This window comes from Clostridium tyrobutyricum, from assembly GCF_019144085.1.
Classification (GTDB): domain Bacteria; phylum Bacillota; class Clostridia; order Clostridiales; family Clostridiaceae; genus Clostridium_B; species Clostridium_B tyrobutyricum_A.
Genome location: NZ_JAHHUY010000020.1, coordinates 39,437 through 58,386, shown reverse-complemented (window position 1 = coordinate 58,386; position 18,950 = coordinate 39,437). Strand labels below are relative to the sequence as shown.

Sequence of the window (18,950 nt, the reverse complement as noted above, 5' to 3'; positions counted from 1 at the left end):
TAAGAACTATGTGGTATGTAAATGCTTTTTACAAATTGTCGCCCTTTCTCACCATTTTCAGTTTTATAAGAACTTGGATAGGCTACAATAAATAAAACATCTGTTGACAAAGAACCCCCATATAGTATAATTATATAAAAATTAAACACATTACTTGTATAAGCTCATAATGAGGTTGAGCGTTTCTACCAGCTGCCGTAAACAGTTGATTATAAGTATGCTTAGAAATTGGCATAATATAATTGACTTTCGGGAGTTGTTTTTTATACCTTTTTCTAGTGTGGAGAGGAGAAAGCCAATGAAAAATAGAACTAGAAAACAAATGGCTGCGATTGGAAAGGAAAAAGCAGATATAGTATTAAAGGGAGGAAATGTAGTCAATGTATTTACGGAGGAGATAATTAAAGAGGATGTGGCAATTGTAGAAGATACTATTGTAGGTGTGGGCGATTATGGAGGAAAAAGGGAGATTGACTGCACTGGAAAATATATTGTACCTGGATTTATTGATGCACATATGCATATTGAATCAACCATGGTAATGCCAAATGAACTGGCGAAATCAATTCTCAAATGGGGCACAACTACCCTGATTGCAGATCCTCATGAGATAGTCAATGTAAAAGGTGAAAAAGCACTGGATTTTTTACTGGATGCAGTGGAGAATGTGCCACTCAACATATACATAATGATACCTTCATCTGTACCGGCTACAAAATTTGACACAAATGGAGCAGGAAAGTTCCTTGCAAGTGATATGAAAAAGTACAGAGATCATCCAAGAGTTCTAGGCCTTGGGGAAGTCATGTGTTTTCGTGATGTAATAGAGAATAAGGTAGAGATAATGGATAAAATTGATCTGTTTGAAGACAAAATTATAGATGGACATGCACCTGGAATACTGGGAAAAGAAATACAGGCGTATCGTATGTCAGGAGTTGATAATGATCATGAATGTACCAACTTCAGTGAAGTAGTGGAGAAAATGAGAGCGGGATTTTACATTTTGATTAGAGAGGGCAGTGGAGCTAAAAATTTAGGGACCATTGTACAGGGGCTTATCCGTAATAATCTCCCTCTTGAACAATGCATGTTTTGTACCGATGACAAGCATCTGGATGATATTGCAAGAGAAGGGCATATCAGTTTTAATGTGAAAAAGGCCATAAGCCTTGGAGTTCCCCCTGTTAAAGCAGTTAAAATGGCAACTTATTATCCAGCAGGATTTTATGGGCTCAAAAATCATGGAGCTATTGCCGCAGGATATATGGCGGACATAGCAGTTTTAAAAGATCTGAATCAGGTAAACATTGATTTTGTTCTAAAATCCGGCAATATTGTAGATAATGATTATCTGTCTCTTTTCAAGTATAAAATAAAGGACAGGGAAATGCTGAACACTGTTGTTTTCAACCCTTTAAATGAAGACAGACTGATACTTAAAAAGAAAAAGAAAAACCACGTAATGGAAATTGTAAGAGAGCAATTGACAACGGAGCATCTTTTTGAAGAAATTCCAGGCAGTGGAGATGTTTTCGTACCCAATAGGGAATACAATAAACTCTGTGTGATAGAGAGATATGGAAAAACCGGCAATATTGGAGTAGCTCCATTAAAAGGATTTGGAATGGAAAATGGTGCACTTGCAACTACGGTATCCCATGATTCACACAACATAATAGCTGCCGGTGACAATGACATAGATATTATAACTGCTATGAATTATTTGAAAGAACTGCAGGGAGGATATGTAATTGCATCAGAAGGAAAAGTAATTGAAAGTCTTCCTCTTCCAATTGGGGGCCTTATCAGCAATTTATCAGCAGGTGAGGTACAGAAAAAAACTAAAATAATGATTGATATTGCCAAAAATATGGGGGTAGATGAAGGGATTGATCCATTTATAACACTTTCTTTTATGGCACTTCCCGTTATTCCAGAGATTCGTCTTACGGATAAGGGACTAGTTAATGTGAAAAAATTCAAGTTTATAGATTAAGGTAAATTTATTTATTTTTTGCCCATTGATGGCAGAACAATCAATAATACACCCCTTGTATAGTATATAAAAATGAGTCAAGCTATAGGCAATCTCCCGCAAGAACCTTACCAGTCTTGTTCATGTTTTGTTCTTACGGATCTGCCTTTTATCAGTTTTATAGATGCTTTCGGCTTGCAGAGCATTCCTATTTTAATATGTATTTTTCAATTCCTTTTGCAACACCGTCTTTGGTATTTGAGTCTGTAATAAAGTGAGCTGTTTTTCTGATCTTTTTATCGGCATTTTCCATGGCAAAAGACCATTTTGCCCATTTGAGCATCTCTATATCATTATCCGCATCCCCAAAAACCATTACTTCCTCATTGGAAATATCAAGATCAAGGCAGAGCCTTTTAAGAGCATATGCCTTGTTTACACCTTTTAAAGTGATTTCTATATTCCCAGGAAGAGAAGAAGTAATGTGTATATCCTCACTGATTTTCAAAGTATCATAAACTTGTCCACAATTCTCCTCTGGAGTAAACAATACATTGATTTTCTCAATGGGCTTATTTACAAGATAATTTTCCAAATTATCCACTGCTGTTAAATGGCTTTTTAATTCATTGGTAAAGTCTTCTTTTATATATGGACTTTTATAGCTGGATAATAAGTTCTGTTCCAGATAGCTTTTTCCGTTGTAGTATATTTCAGGAATACAGTTGTTTTGTTTTAAATAGATGTAAATGGGATGCCAAAGTTTAAAAGGCATTTCTCTCAACGGAATCAGTTTCCTGGAATTTATGTCATATGCTGATGCACCATTGGACAGAACAGCATAATTGGTTACAGGTACTTGCCCTGCTATGTTTGACATAACCCCCCAGGTTCTCCCGGTAGCTATTGCAAATAGCACTCCTTTTTCAGATGCATGGGTTATGGCATCAATATTTTGTTTGGATACGGTTAAGTGATCACCTTGCAGTAAGGTTCCATCAAGATCTGTTGCTATTAATTTTATGGACATAAAAATTTCCTCCTTAAAATACCGGAATTTATTGCTAGTGGGCTGTTGTTTAAATATTTGGCGTTGTCTATATATAATATACTATTCTCAAAGGGAATTGCCAAATATGGTATTTCCTAAATTTTTGAAAAACATTTTCATACAGGATAGTTTGTTTTTTGAATCTTCATATAATATTGACTTGATTAGCCATTTACTTTACGATATTTAATATAAATTACTTGAAAAGATATAGTTTGCAATTATTAGGTATACGGGAGGATAGATTATGCCAAGGCCAGTTAAATATAGGAAAATAGAAAGACTACCCCGATATACATATTTTGTACCAGTGGGTAGAAGAAAATGTGAAATTGAGGATATAATAATAAAAGTCGAGGAGCTTGAGGCAGTAAGACTCAAGGACATTGAAAAATTGAATCAAGAAGAATGTGCTAAAAAGATGCAAGTATCAAGGCAAACCTTTCAAAATATAATTGATAGTGCAAGGAAAAAGATTGCAACTGCTATTGTAGCAGGAAAAGCAATAAATATAAATGGTGGAAATTATACTAGAAATGTTTGTAATTTTAAGTGTATGGACTGTGGGAATGTATATGAAATAAAATATGAAGAAGATAGAAATATTTGTCCAGTATGCGGTTCCAGGCAAGTTTTATGCAATAAGAAAAGTGTTTTTTGTAATAAGATGTGTAATAAATCATTTAAAAATGGACATAAATAAGGTTTTATTATTGGCATTTGACAATAATAGAATATCCATTATATAATGTAATTGGCATATGCTAATAAAAACTTAATAAGTATTTCTTATTAAGTGAAATCAAGGAGAATGAATAATATGAAAATAGCAATACCTAATAATGAAGATATGGTGAATCAACATTTTGGAAAAAGTAAGAGCTTTATTATTGCCACAATAGAAGATAAAAAAATTACACAAATTGAAAAAATATCTTCCGAAGATCTTGCACATCAGCATCAGGGGCTGGCAGATTTACTTGTAAAGCATGGAACTGATGTAGTTATAACTGGAGGTATAGGAGGAGGGGCCCTTTTAGGTTTACAGAATAATGGGCTTAAGGTAATAAAAGGAGCATCAGGGGAATATATAAAGGTTATTGAAGAATACATCAATGGAAATTTAAAAGATAAAAATGTAGTTTGTAATCATCATCAAGAATAAGGCAAATAGTTATACTCAAATACTTTCAGGCTGTTGACAAAATATGTTTATCAACAGCCTTGTAATTTTCTATTGGCTTTTTACGGCTGATTTATATAAATAGATTTACATTGGAATCTTCAGCTTCACCTAAATAGTAGCCAACACCCCCTATTTTGACGCCGTCCATAAGTTCTTCCTTTTTAAGGCCCATAACGTCCATTGACATTTGACAAGCTACTATCTGTATACCATTGTCCAAAGCTGATTTGATCAGTTCCTCAAGAGATGTTATGTTTTTATCTTTCATAACCCTTCTTATCATTTTAGTACCAATACCCATCATGTTCATTTTGGACAGCTTTAATTTTTTACTTCCCCTTGGCATAATAAATCCGAACAGGGAATCCATAAAGCTCTTTTTTACAGGCACTTTTTCATTTTTCCTTAAAATATTCAATCCCCAGAATGTAAAGAACATAGTGACTTTTTTACCCATTGATACAGCTCCGTTTGCTATGATGAAGGAAGCTATAGCCTTGTCTAAATCTCCGCTGAATACTACCAGGGTTTTATTGTCCCCCATAGATGAAATGTTTTTTACAGGATTTTTTATTACATCTTTATTATTTTGTCTTTTTTTAATAAGAGCAGTGATATTGCTTTTATCTTTGTTTAAATCAATAAGTTCATTGCATGTTCTTCTGCACCATGCATTTATATCTTCGTAGAAACCTGGGTCGGAGGCAGTCACTTTTAGGATCTGCCCCTCTGCCAAATCATCCATACTTGCTTTAACCTGCATAAGCGGCCCGGGACAGCAAAGCCCGCAGGCATCAAGAGTTTTGTCGTAATTTAATTTATCTAAAGCTATTTCGGATTTTAAGGTTTGTGTATCATGAATTTCAGGGGTAAAGTTTAAAAGGGATAAACTTTTGTATCCACCGGTTATGTTTTTGACTCTATATCCGTGCTGGGAAAGTATTCTTGCTGCAATATATCCTCTTAGCCCAACTTGACAGTATGCAATGATCTCCTTGTTTTTATCCAATTCTTCAAGTCTTTCTCTTAAATTGTCTACAGGTATATTTACAGCTCCTTCAAGATGACCATTGTTAAATTCTATCTCTGAACGTACATCCAGTAGAGTAGTATTTTCTCTATTATAATCCAAAAATTCCATTGGAGTGATAACATCCACTTTACCTGAAAGAACATTTTCAGCTGCAAAACCCGCCATGTTCACAGGATCTTTTGCTGAGGAAAATGGGGGTGCGTAGCATAATTCCAGTTCCGTCAAATCTGATACCGAGCCACCAAGCCTCATTGTTGCAGCGATAACGTCAATCCTTTTATCAACACCGTCATATCCTATAGCCTGAGCACCCAGGATTTTACCGGATTCATTGAATATAAGCTTTATGGACATGGGAAGGGCAGCTGGATAATATGATGCATGGGAAGCCGGATGAATGTATATAACTTTATACGGTATATTAAGTCCCTTTAAAGTTCGTTCATTATTTCCCGTGCTTGCGGCAGTTAGACCGAAAACTTTGATTATTGCAGTGCCCTGGGTACCCTTATATGTTGAATTTAACTCTGCTATGTTGTCTGCAGCTATCCTTCCCTGCTTATTTGCCGGTCCAGCCAGTGGTACTGCAGTATTTTGCCCGTTGACCAGATCAACTACTTCAACAGCATCTCCCACGGCATAGATATTTTCAATATTTGTTTTCATTTTACCGTCAACTAATATATGACCTTTTGTTCCAAGTTTTATTCCACTGTTTTTTATGAAACCAGTATTTGGGGTTACCCCAATGGATAGTATAGCTAGGTCGGCGGTGATTTTTGCATTGCTGTTTAAGGTGATTTCGATACTATCATCACTATCTTTAAAGGATTTTACTCCGTCATTTAATATTAAATTTATGCCATTTTCTACAAGCTCTTTTTCAGCCATAACTGCCATGTCTGAATCAAAAGGTGCCAAAATGTGTGGTGCGGCATCGACTAAAGTAACCTGCAATCCTCTTTCTTTCAGATTTTCAGCCATTTCAACGCCTACGTATCCTGCGCCAATTACCACGGCACTGCTTACTCCTTTTTTATCAATGGATGATTTTATATTATCCGTGTCTGGTATATTTCTTAAAGTAAAAATTTTATTGCTGTTTATACCCTTAATTTTTGGCCTGATGGCTTTTGCACCAGGGGACAATAATAGATAATCATAATTTTCTTCATATGCCTTTCCAGTTTTGTTTTTTACTTTTACTATTTTTTTGTTTACATCAACATCCGTAATTTCACTGTTTACCCTTACATCTATATTGAACCTGTCGTGCATGCTTTCAGGTGTCTGAACCAGGAGCCTTTGCCTTTCTTTGATTGTTTCGCCTATATAATAGGGCAGGCCGCAGTTTGCGAAAGATATATACTCATCTTTTTCAAATATTATTATTTGGGCATTTTCATCCAGCCTTCTCAGCCTTGCAGCTGCAGATGCTCCTCCTGCAACTCCGCCTACCACCAATATTTTTTTACTCATAAGAACTCCTCCTATTTAAATAATTTTAAATTGAATTTCACAAAAGATTAAAATAAAACTTGGATCAGTCTGACTACCATGGGGTTGCAAACTTTATAATTGATTTCAAGCCCATTTCGGGTGCCTTTTATGATTCCAGCTGTCCTCAATTTCTGAATATGCTGTGACAGGGTGGATTGTGGTATCTCAAGACAATCCTGCATATAGCTTACATTACATTGCCCCTTTTCCAGCAGCCCCCTGACTATGCAGAGCCTGACAGGATGTGCCAGTACTTTTAGGATTTCAGCTTTTTCAGTATAGCCTTTAAAATTTTTATTCATAATTGTACCTCTTTCGAAAGATATTTTTATATCGATATATTTATATATTACGATATAAGGATATATTAGTCAATAATTTATTAAAAACTCTCCAAGTCGATATGTTATAATTAGTGAAACTGGTTGGAAAAACAATCATGTTGAAATTAGGAGGACATCATTATGGAAGAAAGAGCTATAATCAAAAAGCACTGAAAAAAGGAATTCTTCAAATATTCAGTGCCACTTTTTTTAATAAAATAATACAATTCGGCATAATGATGTTTTTAACGAGAGTACTGGAAAAAAGCCTGTATGGAAAACTTTCATATGCCCAGACTATATTGAACATATTTTTGGTCTTGGATGGACTTGGAATGGCATCAAGTTCCCTGCAATACGGCAGTATGCAAAAAATGGAGGACAAAAAACTTTCCTATTTCAAATATGCAGTTAAAATAGGAAGTATATTTAATGCCTTAATTGCCCTGGCTATAATAATATACACTAGATTTTTCGTGCTTCCAGTTAAAGGCAGTACGGAAATACTCTTTTATTTCGCCCTCATACCAATTATGACAATATTCTTCAATGAAATTCAAATGCTTTTAAGAGCCGAATTCAAGAATACGCAGTATTCAATTCTAACAGTTGTAAATACAGCCCTGTACTTTATAGGAAATGTGACACTGGGGAAATATTTCAGTATAAAGGGGATAGTTGCAGGGAGGTACATAGCCTACATTGTATCCATTGTCGTTGGTATATATATGATAAGAAACCAATTGAAGAAGTTTAGAATAATAAAATATCCTGAAATTGGTGAAAAAAAGGATTTTCTCAAGTATTCAATAGTAACCTGTTTTACAAATGCAACTTCCCAGCTGTTGATTATGCTGGACAGCTTTTTTGTAGGCCTGCTTATTCCAAACAGTTCCGTGGTAGCTTCTTACACTGTTTCAGCTGTGATCCCAACTAATTTGACATTTATTCCTATAGCCATAATGACTTTTGTGTACCCTTATTTCGCCAGGCATTGGAATGATAAAAAGTGGATTAAGAACCAATATAGTATTTTTATAAAATATTTATTTATCTTGAATATGGCAATAACACTTGTCCTTGTAATATTTGCTCCCTATATTGTAGAGACAGTATTCACTAAACAGTATTCGGACGCGGTTACAAATTTTAGAATACTTTCAATAGGTTATTTTATAGCAGGTACATTCAAAATACCTGCAGGCAATACACTGGCAAGCATGAAATTTGTAAAAGCCAATTTTTACAATTCAGCAATAACGGGAGTAATTTATATAATACTCAATGTTGTTTTGATAAGTAAATTCGGTTCCATAGGAGCCTCAATTTCTACAGTGTTGATTTATGGGTTGTCTTCTATAATGTTCAGTGTATATATTAGGAAGGTTTTAAAATAGTTTTTCAATTAAAACATGACATACAGTTGTCATGCTGTATAAAGTATAATAGAAACTGTAGATGAATAATTATTTATTAAAAATTATAAGGGGGATTTTTCATGGATGCCTGTTTATGGCCTGGAAAAAGTTTAATCATGCAGCAGTATCATGACAATGAGTGGTGCGTGCCAAGTCATGATGATTCATACATATTTGAAATGCTTACACTTGAAGGTGCTCAAGCTGGATTGTCCTGGAATATCGTACTTTCCAAAAGAGAAGAATACAAAAAAGCTTTCCATAATTTTGATATAACATATTGTTCAAAGTTAAGCGATGGTGAAATAGAAAATATCAGAGAAGAGTTCAATGTTATTAAAAATTTGTTGAAACTTAAATCTGTAAGAAACAATGCCATGGAGATTATTAAAATACGATTGGAATTTGGCAGCTTTTCCAATTTCTTATGGAATTACGTTGACTTCAAACCTGTGATAAACAACTGGAAATTGGATAGCTAAGCACCTGCAAAGACTGATTTGTCTGAAAAAATCAGCAGGGATTTAAAAAAGAAAAACTTTAAATTTGTGGGACCGGTTATTATCTATTCATTTATGCAGGCAATCGGAATGGTAGACGACCACATAATTACATGCCCTTGCCATTCAAAAAATATAAATGTGAGGTAATTTATGAAAATCCATATGTTGAATTCCATCCTTCATTAAGAATAAAGAGAATACAAGGAACTAATAATATTTTTGAGATGACAATTACAATGAGTATTAGGGTAACATGGCAGTATATAGATGACGGAATATTACTCAGAAATATAGGTAAACATGATAAAACATAATTAATTATCTAAGGTTTTGTTTCATTCTTTGTATTCTAATATATCACCAGGTTGACATTCCAATTCACGACAAATTGCTTCAAGCGTAGAAAATCGTATAGCCTTTGCCTTGTTATTTTTTAGTATAGATAAGTTTGCATTGGTAATTCCAACCCTTCTGGCCAATTCTGAAAGGGACATTTTCCTTTTCGCCATCATCACATCTAAATTTACTATAATTGCCATAGTATCCTCCGTCATATAGTTAAGTCATTCTCATTTTTAATTTTAACTGCTGTTTTAAATATGTTTGCAAGAATTAGAACAAATAATCCCAGTAAAATAAAGATCAAACATTCTGAATCTGTGATTAAGCCATCCTTATTAAAATTATAAGTAAAAATATGTGACTTGAACTTCAACCAATCTTTAGTAAAAACGTAAGCTGAAATTATAAACAGATATGCAGATATTTTCTGCATTCTTTTTATATTTTCTGTTGTAAAGGGGGTTTTGCAAATTAAAGTACTATTAATCTTAATTAGTTCATGGCATATTGCAAGGGCGCAGCAATAGGCAACAATAGAGAAGATTAATATTGGTATCAATGGTTTATCGGAGAAAATATTAGGAAATGTAAAATAACCGATTATTGATCCTATAAGCCCCGATATACCCATGTAATATATGATTTTTAAGAAAACATTTAATTTAGTATTCATGGTTTTACCTCCAATCTTTATTATAATTTTATATTTATATTACTATACTATATATTCTTTGTCAATATTTTTTTATCGTTTTTCGATAAAAATGTTATATTTTTACTGATAATTATGACTTCTGGAATTAGGCAATGAAAAAAAGCACTATTTATTATATAATTTAAATATAAATAAAATTGGATGTATGTGTTAAAACATAAACTAAGGGGTTGGGTGTATGTCGAATTTTTCATTCCTAAATAAAAAATGGCCCATATTGGCTAAGCTTGGGCAACAGTCGGAAAATTATCTAAATATAGACAGCAATGCTACAATGCTGAAAATGCGTATGTTTGGCGAAAATATAATTGATTACATATTGGCAATGTATAATGTACAATCAGATAGGTTTGATACACAAAATGATAAAATCAAACTTTTGAGAACTACGTGTATAAATAAGGCTATTCCAGATTTATTTGATATGGTAAGAAGATTTGGAAATAAAGCAAATCATGATGGATATGAAAATAAAAATGATGCATTGGAATGTCTGGTTTCTATGTATAAAATATCAGCATGGCTTTATATTAGAATTACAAAGGATACTTCAATTAAACCACTAACCTACAAAATACCAAAATATAAGTTAAGTGGTAATGAAGCATATGATATAGAAGCCTATACTAAAGAAAAAGAAAAAATTAAAGAAGAACATACTGAAGATATAAAAAGTATAAAGGAACAGACAGCTAAATTAGTTCAAACTGAAGAAGATAAAAGAGTACAAAAAGAGGTCGAAAGTACTTTAGAATTTAATGAAGCACAAACGAGGAAAAAACTTATAGACATAATGTTAAAAGATGCTGGTTGGGATGTAAATAATGAGGAATTAGTGAAACTTGAGCTCCCTTTAAATAATCACAGGGGAAAAGGTAAAACAGGCTATGCTGATTATGTACTTTTCAATAAGAAAAGCAATCCTGTGGCAGTGATTGAAGCTAAAAAGACATCAGTAGATCCTATAATTGGCAGGCAGCAGGTTGTAGAATATGCAAATAGTATTGAAAAAATATACAATATGCGTCCTGTAGTTTTCTATACCAATGGTTATGAAATATATGTGTGGGATGACAAGTATAGTGAACCCAGACAGATTTGGGGTTTTTATACTCTGGATGATTTGGAAAAGCTGTTTTTTAAACATAGATATAAAAGGGATTTAAACAAAATTCAACTAGACAGAAACATAGCTGGAAGACCATATCAAATAGAGGGGATTAAGAGAGTTTATGAAAGGTATCAGTATGGAAAAAGGAAAGCTTTATTGGTAATGGCAACAGGTACGGGAAAAACTAGAACGGTAATTGCCATGACTAAAGGATTGATGGAAGCAAACTTGGTTAAGAGAGTTTTATTCCTGGCAGATAGAGATGAACTTGTTAGACAGGCCAAGGAGGACAAGAATAGCTTTAAGATTTTTATGCCGGAGGAAATATCCTGCAGATTTACCGGCAAAAATTCTGACAATAGGGAAGCTACACTGTATTTTTCAACTTATCAAACTATGATAAATTATTATAGGGAATTCAGTGTTGGATTCTTTGACCTGATAATATGCGATGAATCTCATAGAAGTGTTTACAAGGTATATAGGGATATTCTTGAATACTTTGACTCATATATAATAGGATTGACAGCTACACCGATAGATTTTATTGAAAGAAATACTTTTAGTTTGTTTAGTTGTGATAATGGTGATCCAACATTTAATTTTCCCATTGAAGATGCGTGGAATCATGTACCTCCATATTTAATTGAACCCAGGGTTATAGATTCTACTACAGATTTTTTGAGAAAAGGTATTAAGTATAGTGAAATGACAGAAGAACAAAGACAGCAGTTGGATGAAGAAGGATATGATGGTGATGAAATAAATTATGACAAAAAAGAGCTGGAAAAGAAAGTTACAAACAAGGATACTAATAGATATATACTTAGGACCTTAATGGAAAATGGTATAAAAGTAGGAGATTATATTGGCAAAACTATAATATTTGCTAAAAACAAGAAACATGCCAATATTTTGGACTCACTATTTAATGAACTTTATCCTCAATACAAAGGAAAACTTACAGCAGTAATTTATTCTGATATAAAGGATAAATCCTCTTTAATAGACAAATTTAAAGATGAAGATTTTCCTAAAATAGCTATTTCGGTAGATCTTCTTGATACTGGTATAGATGTTCCTGAGATTGTCAACCTGGTTTTTGCAAAACCTGTTTATTCAAAGGTTAAGTTTTGGCAGATGATAGGCAGAGGAACTAGGACATGCGAAAATCTGTTTGGTGAAGGACAGGATAAAAGGGAATTTGCTATTTTTGACTGTTATAAAAACTTTGATTTCTTTGAAATGCATGTCAAGGGGTATGAACTCAATCCTCAGAAAACTTCCATTCAGATAAGATTTGAAATTGTATGCAGGCTTTTGGAAAAATTTAAAAATGAGAAAGAAATGGACATATGCAGGACCTTCGCAGACAAATTAAGGAAAGATATAGATGAATTGCCTGAGGAAAGTATAGAGATTAAAAAGAGTAGAAAAAAAATAGAACAGGCAAAGAAGAAAGAATACTGGAATAATTTAAGTAGTGATTTTGTTAAAAAGTTAAAACTGGAAATTGCACCATTGACACAGTGGATAGAGAATAATGATGATTCAGATGCAGTAAAATTTGACAATTCAATCTATAAGATTATGTTCAATAATATTTCTAATGATAAGAATAATTTGATAATGGAAATAAATGACGTGATAGAAAAACTTTCAAGATTAAAACTTAATTTGAATCAATTTGACAGCAGCAGGGAACTTGTAAAGTCATTATTGCAGCCTTCAGGCTGGCAGAATTTAAGTTATGAAAGACTGGAGAAAATCAGGTTAAATCTTAGAGAACTTATGAAATATAAAGGTCAAAAAGCTAATTCATTTGTAGTCCTTGATGTAAAAGATACGGGACAGGTGACTAAAGAAATTAGTGCCGGTTCAGTACTTTATGGAGATAATATGGAACCTTATGAAAGAAGAGTGAAACTTGCTATAGAGGACAAATTAAATGATCAAATTGTAGTCTATAAGATTAGAAAGGGTGAAAAATTGTCACAAGATGAGATGAAGAGCATATATTCCATATTTGGTGAAGACTTTGTATACAGCATTGATGAGCTTTCAGGCAAAACAGACATAGATAAAGAAGATATAGTTGGCATAATAAGAAAATTTGTTGGTGTAGATGAAGCAGAACTCAATAAAAGATTTGAAGAATTTATTCAGAAGCACCACAGTAAAATGAATTCAACGCAGATAAAAACTCTGGAAATAATAAAAAATGATATTGCCAAGAATCGTGGAATATCTTTTGCAGCATTATTTTCAGAACCATATACAAAATTTAATCAAAATGGCGTAGATGGCATATTTGGTAAAATGGCTGATGATGTATTTGAATTGATTAAGCCGTTTAGAGCATCTTATATTTCTTAATAAGGAAGGGAACAGGACAAAATGTTAAACAGCAAGATAAAAAGTAAGATTGATAAACTATGGAATAATTTCTGGTCGGGAGGAATATCAAATCCCTTGACTGTAATAGAGCAAATATCTTATCTTTTGTTTATCAAGAGATTAGATGATATTGACAATGCAAAGGAAAAAATGGCCAACAGGATTGGAAAACCATATACTTCAGTATTCCCAGAGGAACTAATGAAGTGGAGTGAATTTAAGCATTTGGATGTAAATAAAATGTTTGATATGGTATCGCAAAAGGTCTTTCCTTTTATAAAAAATATGGGCGGCAAGGACTCCAGTTTTACAGCGGAAATGAAGGATGCAGTATTTATGGTACCCAAACCATCGTTGCTTCAAGAATCAGTAAGGATTATTGATGGGATAAATATGGAGGATGCAGATACAAAGGGAGATCTTTATGAATATCTGCTATCCAAGCTTTCAGTATCGGGAGTAAATGGTCAGTTCAGGACACCAAGACATATTATAAGAATGATGGTAGAACTGGTGGACCCTACAGCAGAGGATAGAATATGTGATCCAGCTTGTGGAACAGCAGGATTTCTAATAAATTCACTGGAATACATATTGGAGAAGTATACGAAACCAGAAAGTGTATTTAAAGATGAAGGTGGTATTGTACACAGAAGAATTGGTGATATGATGAGCAGTGAAGAATGGGAACATTTCAGAACCTCTATGTTTTATGGATTTGATTTTGATCCTTCAATGGTTAGAATAGCTTCTATGAATCTTATGCTTCATAGTATAGATAATCCTAATATAGTACAAAGTGATAGTCTGTCTAAAGGATATGGGGAAGAAAACAAATATACACTGGTTTTGGCGAATCCTCCTTTTAAAGGAAGCATAGATAAGGAAGATATCAGTAAATCATTAGTTAAAGGTGCAAGTACTAAAAAAACAGAGCTTTTGTTTATAAGACTTATAAATAGAATACTGGATTTGGGAGGCAGATGTGCAGTAATAGTACCGGATGGTGTTCTATTTGGTTCAACCAAAGCACATAAAGAAATCAGAAAAAACCTGGTAGAAAATAATTCACTTGAGGCTGTTATATCAATGCCTTCAGGAGTATTCAAGCCTTATGCTGGAGTTTCAACAGCCGTACTTATGTTTACTAAGGGTGGAGAAACAAATAGGGTATGGTTCTATGATATGACAGCAGATGGATTTTCACTGGATGACAAGAGAAATCCAGTAGATGACAGTGATATACCAGATATAATAGAAAATTGGAAGAAAGTAAAATCAGATCGTACACTAGAACCCGGCAAAGAAGACAAATGGTTCTGGGTGGAGAAAAAAGAAATTGCAGACAACGATTATGACCTGTCCATAAATAAATACAAGGAAATAGAATATGAAGAAGTGGAATACGAAAAGCCAGAGGTAATATTAAATAAAATTGAAACCCTGGAAAAAGAAATATTAAGTGACATAGATGTGTTAAAGGGAATGGTGAAGTAGTATGAAGGAGATGAAATTGCCTGAGGGATGGAAAGTTGAGAAGTTAGAGAACGTGTTTATTCTAATTAGAAATGGGGCAAGTATAAAACAAGGAGAACAACACGGGGGATATCCTATTACCAGAATAGAAACTATAGCAAATTCATATGTGGATATAAATAAAGTTGGATATGCAGGAATATATGAATTAGGAAAATATAGTGATTATTTATTAAAATATGGGGATATATTGATGTCTCATATAAATAGTGAAAAACATTTAGGGAAAACAGCAATTTATGAAAATTGTCACCTAAAGATAATACATGGAATGAATTTATTATGTCTTAGAAGTAATAAAGATCTTCTTTTAGCGAAGTATGCATATTATTATTTAAATTCTATAGAATTTAAATTGCAGCTGCCTAAAATAATGAAAAAATCTGTTAATCAAGCAAGTTTTTCCATAAATGATTTAAAGTGTCTTAAGATAATAGTACCATCGCTAGAAATTCAAAAGAAAATAGTTAAGGCTTTGGAAAAGGCTGAAGAGATTTTAAAAAAGAGAAAAGAAGTTATTAATTTATTAGATGAATTAGTCAAATCGAGATTTATCGAGGTGTTTGGTGATCCTGTTACTAATCCTAGAGATTGGGAAGTTAAATTATTAGGTGAAGTTTGCGACATGAAGGCGGGAAAAAATATTAAAGCATGTGATATATCAGAAATAAATACAGGAACATTATATCCCTGCTATGGTGGTAATGGATTAAGAGGATATGTTGAGAAATATTCGCATGAAGGTAATATTCCACTTATTGGTCGTCAAGGTGCATTATGTGGAAATGTAAATTATGCACGAGGAAGATTTTATGCAACAGAGCATGCTGTAGTAACACAGCCTAAGGTAAAAATAAATAATTATTGGTTATATTATATATTAAATGAGTTAGATTTAAATAGATTTTCTATAGGGGCAGCTCAGCCAGGACTTACAATAGGTAAACTAAATCGTGTAAAGATACCGATAGCTCCACTTGATATGCAAAATCAGTTTGCAGACTTCGTAAAGCAGGTCGACAAATTGAAATTTGAAATGCAAAAGAGCCTAAAAAAAATGGAAAATAACTTCAATTCATTAATACAGAGAGCATTTAAAGGAGAATTATTTAAGTGATTTTAAATAGGTAGATTATGGGATATAATATAATAGAAATTAATAATGTACCTTATAGGTAATAAGGAGTGATACAATTGTGAGTATAGAAAGTATTGAATTGAGAAATTTTACTGTTTTTAAAGATTTAAAAGTTAATTTTTCAAAAGGCATAAATATAATAATTGGGGAAAATGGAACGGGAAAAACCCAATTACTCAAAGCAATTTACGCAGATATTCAAATTTCTAAAAGTAAGAATATAGATGATATTTCAAAATATTTTAAATCTGCTAATACTAATAGCGTTTTTTTTGTTAAGCAGCTTAAACCATTATTTTTAGAAGTAAAAGCTTCAAAGATTAGTAATAAGTCTGATAAACAATATTTAATGGGAAAATTAAATCTTAATATTAATGGAAATAATTCATTATTTGGAAGTGATGATGAGTGCTCATATGAAATATCATACCCATCACAAGAAATCAAATGTACATTTATTCCAGTAAAAGATATGCTTACACATTCCAAAGGACTTGTATCTATGGCTGATAAATTCAAGGATTTTCCATTTGATAAAACATTAATTGATATTATAAAAATAGCTGGACAGTGGCAATTAAAAGAACCACCCAAGATTGCATTAAAGATACTGCCAATTCTTGAAAATATGATGGATGGTAAAGTTGTAATTGAAAATGAAGAATTTTATATAAAGAAAAATAATGGTGAAATGGTTGATTTTGCGGTGGAAGCAGAAGGGTTAAAGAAAATAGGCTTGTTATGGCAGCTTTTAATGAATGAAAGTATAACAGAGGGTAGTGTTCTTTTGTGGGATGAGCCAGAAGCAAATATTAACCCTAAGTTTATTCCAAATTTAGTGGAAATATTGATTGAATTGCAGAAAAATGGTGTTCAAATTTTACTTACTACACATGACTATATTTTTGCAAAATATTTTGAAGTTAAACGTTCTGAAAGTGATGAAATTATGTATTACTCATTATATAAAAGCAATGATGGCATAAAATGTGAGAATAATGTTAGTTTTGGAGATTTAAAAAATAATACGATTATGGATACCTTTATTCAACTGTATAAAGACGAAGTTGAAAGGGCGATGAAATAATGGTAGAGATAAGAGAATCCAATATGATTTTTGGGGATTTTGAGGAAAACAAAATATTTAGAATTGAAAAATCCAAATTGCATAATAAAATAGGAGCTGGTATAAAAGTTGTAGAATTTGTTCTTTTAAGAAATGTGAATGAATTAAATTTTATTGAAGCAAAATCAAGCTCACCAAGACCTACAAAACAGAATGTCATACGTTTTAATGAGTTTATAGATGAGATTTTAGATAAATTTGTACACTCCTTCAATTTGTTTTATTCAGCTATTTTAAAAAGAAATAAGGATTATGGAGAAATAAATAGTAATTTTTTTGAATTGGATAATAGCAGAACAAAGTTAAAATTTATCCTTGTAATTAGAGGACATGAGATAGAATGGTTACTACCTATATCAGATGCGTTAAAAAAGAAATTATCATATCACAATACTATATGGAAAAGTGAAGTTATAGTAATGAATGATAAAATCGCCAATAAATATGATTTAGTTAAAGAAAATGTAGAATAGTATCCTCAAGTAAATTATTTCACAAAGAGTATAATAATACAATTAATGGCAATATATCATAATATACTAAGAATTAGGAGTGAAAAATTATGGTAGAAAAACTTATTGTTGAAATTGAGCAGGAAATGATAACTTTACTTAATAATATGCAAATGGAAGAGCTGCATAAGGTTTTATTAAAAAAGTTTCAAGGATTGATTTTTACAGATAAGGTTAATAACAAAAATTCAGACAATGAGGAAGTGGATTATTGTAATATATTTATTTGTGCAAAGCGGGTAGAAGGCTGTTCGGAAAAGTCTATTAAATATTATAAATCAACTATAGAAAATATGTTAAAAACGTTAAATAAGCCAGTTAAGCATATTACAACAGAAGATTTAAGAGAGTATTTATCGGAATATCACAATAGAAGTAATTGCAGTAAGGTTACTATTGATAATATCAGGAGAATCTTATCCACGTTTTTTTCGTGGCTCGAGGATGAAAATTATATTTTAAAGAGTCCGGTTAGGCGTATTCATAAAATAAAGACTGGAAAAATTGTAAAGGAAGTATACACAGATGAAAATTTAGAAATAATGCGGGATAATTGTAGGGAAGTTCGTGACCTTGCAATTATAGATTTATTAAACTCTACTGGAATACGTGTTGGAGAGTTAGTAAAACTAAATATTGAAGATATAGATTTTAATGAGAGAGAATGTATTGTTGAGGGTAAGGGTGACAAGCAAAGAAGAGTTTATTTTGATGCTAGGACTAAAATACATTTACAAAATTATATTAATAGTAGAGTTGATGATAATAAAGCATTATTTGTATCACTAATAGAACCTTATAACAGGTTAAATATTAGTGGAGTTGAAATTAGAATGAGAACTTTGGGAAAAAAGCTCAATATTAATAGGGTGCATCCCCATAAATTTAGAAGGACACTAGCAACAAGAGCTATTGATAAAGGAATGCCTATAGAACAGGTTCAGCATCTTTTAGGACATCAAAAGATAGATACAACCCTTCAGTATGCAATGGTAAGTCAAAATAATGTTAAGATTTCACATAGAAAATATATTGGATAATAATACAAAGCTTAAATAATATTGGAAACTAAATCGAGATT

Annotated in this window: 15 protein-coding genes, 1 pseudogene and 1 riboswitch; of the genes and pseudogenes, 11 read left to right on the top strand and 5 right to left on the bottom strand. The window is 32.4% G+C overall.

All coding sequences use genetic code 11. The annotated features are described in order from the left end of the window. The first annotated feature begins 134 nt into the window (after window positions 1-134). A riboswitch (purine riboswitch) is annotated at window positions 135-232 on the top strand. A 66-nt stretch (window positions 233-298) separates the two neighbouring features. After that, the gene (gene ade / locus KM800_RS10075) at window positions 299-1,999 is read left to right on the top strand and encodes an adenine deaminase (protein WP_217812948.1); all 1,701 of its coding nucleotides are present in this window, start codon (window positions 299-301) and stop codon (window positions 1,997-1,999) included. A gap of 187 nt (window positions 2,000-2,186) precedes the next feature. On the opposite strand, the gene KM800_RS10070 is transcribed toward ade, so the two are convergent. Next, window positions 2,187-3,008 (bottom strand): HAD family hydrolase, encoded by an 822-nt coding sequence (locus KM800_RS10070; RefSeq protein ID WP_017752074.1) that lies wholly within the window; start codon window positions 3,006-3,008, stop codon window positions 2,187-2,189. Window positions 3,009-3,276: 268 nt separating this feature from the next. On the opposite strand from KM800_RS10070, the gene KM800_RS10065 reads away from it, so the two are divergent. Further along, window positions 3,277-3,732: a DUF134 domain-containing protein gene (locus tag KM800_RS10065; protein ID WP_217812947.1), complete on the top strand. Its 456-nt coding sequence runs from the start codon at window positions 3,277-3,279 to the stop codon at window positions 3,730-3,732. Between the two features lie 117 nt (window positions 3,733-3,849). Then, the gene (locus KM800_RS10060) at window positions 3,850-4,194 is read left to right on the top strand and encodes a NifB/NifX family molybdenum-iron cluster-binding protein (protein WP_017752072.1); all 345 of its coding nucleotides are present in this window, start codon (window positions 3,850-3,852) and stop codon (window positions 4,192-4,194) included. Between the two features lie 91 nt (window positions 4,195-4,285). Here KM800_RS10060 and KM800_RS10055 read toward each other — a convergent pair whose 3' ends face one another. Together KM800_RS10055 and KM800_RS10050 are read right to left on the bottom strand one after the other, a co-directional pair. After that, window positions 4,286-6,727 carry a CoA-disulfide reductase gene (locus KM800_RS10055; RefSeq protein WP_196007971.1) on the bottom strand — a complete coding sequence of 814 codons (2,442 nt, stop codon included), beginning with the start codon at window positions 6,725-6,727 and terminating at the stop codon, window positions 4,286-4,288. 47 nt (window positions 6,728-6,774) lie between these two features. Continuing rightward, the gene (locus KM800_RS10050; protein ID WP_039653284.1) at window positions 6,775-7,050 is read right to left on the bottom strand and encodes an ArsR/SmtB family transcription factor; all 276 of its coding nucleotides are present in this window, start codon (window positions 7,048-7,050) and stop codon (window positions 6,775-6,777) included. A 137-nt stretch (window positions 7,051-7,187) separates the two neighbouring features. On the opposite strand from KM800_RS10050, the gene KM800_RS10045 reads away from it, so the two are divergent. Further along, window positions 7,188-8,468 carry an oligosaccharide flippase family protein gene (locus KM800_RS10045; RefSeq protein WP_217812946.1) on the top strand — a complete coding sequence of 427 codons (1,281 nt, stop codon included), beginning with the start codon at window positions 7,188-7,190 and terminating at the stop codon, window positions 8,466-8,468. 101 nt (window positions 8,469-8,569) lie between these two features. Next, window positions 8,570-9,139, top strand: a pseudogene (locus tag KM800_RS10040) (DNA-3-methyladenine glycosylase I). Window positions 9,140-9,327: 188 nt separating this feature from the next. Here KM800_RS10040 and KM800_RS10035 read toward each other — a convergent pair. Beyond that, on the bottom strand, window positions 9,328-9,531 hold the full coding sequence (locus tag KM800_RS10035; protein WP_017895036.1) for a helix-turn-helix domain-containing protein: 204 nt from the start codon (window positions 9,529-9,531) through the stop codon (window positions 9,328-9,330). A gap of 11 nt (window positions 9,532-9,542) precedes the next feature. Then, window positions 9,543-10,007: a DUF2975 domain-containing protein gene (locus KM800_RS10030; RefSeq protein ID WP_147565736.1), complete on the bottom strand. Its 465-nt coding sequence runs from the start codon at window positions 10,005-10,007 to the stop codon at window positions 9,543-9,545. 220 nt (window positions 10,008-10,227) lie between these two features. On the opposite strand from KM800_RS10030, the gene KM800_RS10025 reads away from it, so the two are divergent. From KM800_RS10025 to xerA, 6 genes are all read left to right on the top strand, one after another. After that, window positions 10,228-13,536: a DEAD/DEAH box helicase family protein gene (locus KM800_RS10025; RefSeq protein WP_195510087.1), complete on the top strand. Its 3,309-nt coding sequence runs from the start codon at window positions 10,228-10,230 to the stop codon at window positions 13,534-13,536. A 21-nt stretch (window positions 13,537-13,557) separates the two neighbouring features. After that, window positions 13,558-15,054 (top strand): type I restriction-modification system subunit M, encoded by a 1,497-nt coding sequence (locus tag KM800_RS10020; protein WP_217812945.1) that lies wholly within the window; start codon window positions 13,558-13,560, stop codon window positions 15,052-15,054. A gap of 1 nt (window position 15,055) precedes the next feature. Further along, window positions 15,056-16,210 carry a restriction endonuclease subunit S gene (locus KM800_RS10015; RefSeq protein ID WP_217812944.1) on the top strand — a complete coding sequence of 385 codons (1,155 nt, stop codon included), beginning with the start codon at window positions 15,056-15,058 and terminating at the stop codon, window positions 16,208-16,210. 79 nt (window positions 16,211-16,289) lie between these two features. Then, window positions 16,290-17,318, top strand: a complete 1,029-nt coding sequence (locus KM800_RS10010) for an AAA family ATPase (RefSeq protein ID WP_058953322.1) — start codon at window positions 16,290-16,292, stop codon at window positions 17,316-17,318. Further along, on the top strand, window positions 17,318-17,830 hold the full coding sequence (locus KM800_RS10005; protein WP_187115156.1) for a hypothetical protein: 513 nt from the start codon (window positions 17,318-17,320) through the stop codon (window positions 17,828-17,830). Before KM800_RS10010 ends, KM800_RS10005 begins: the two co-directional genes overlap by 1 nt. An 89-nt stretch (window positions 17,831-17,919) precedes the next feature. Continuing rightward, window positions 17,920-18,909, top strand: a complete 990-nt coding sequence (gene xerA, locus KM800_RS10000; protein ID WP_195510083.1) for a site-specific tyrosine recombinase/integron integrase — start codon at window positions 17,920-17,922, stop codon at window positions 18,907-18,909. The last annotated feature ends 41 nt before the right edge of the window (window positions 18,910-18,950 follow it).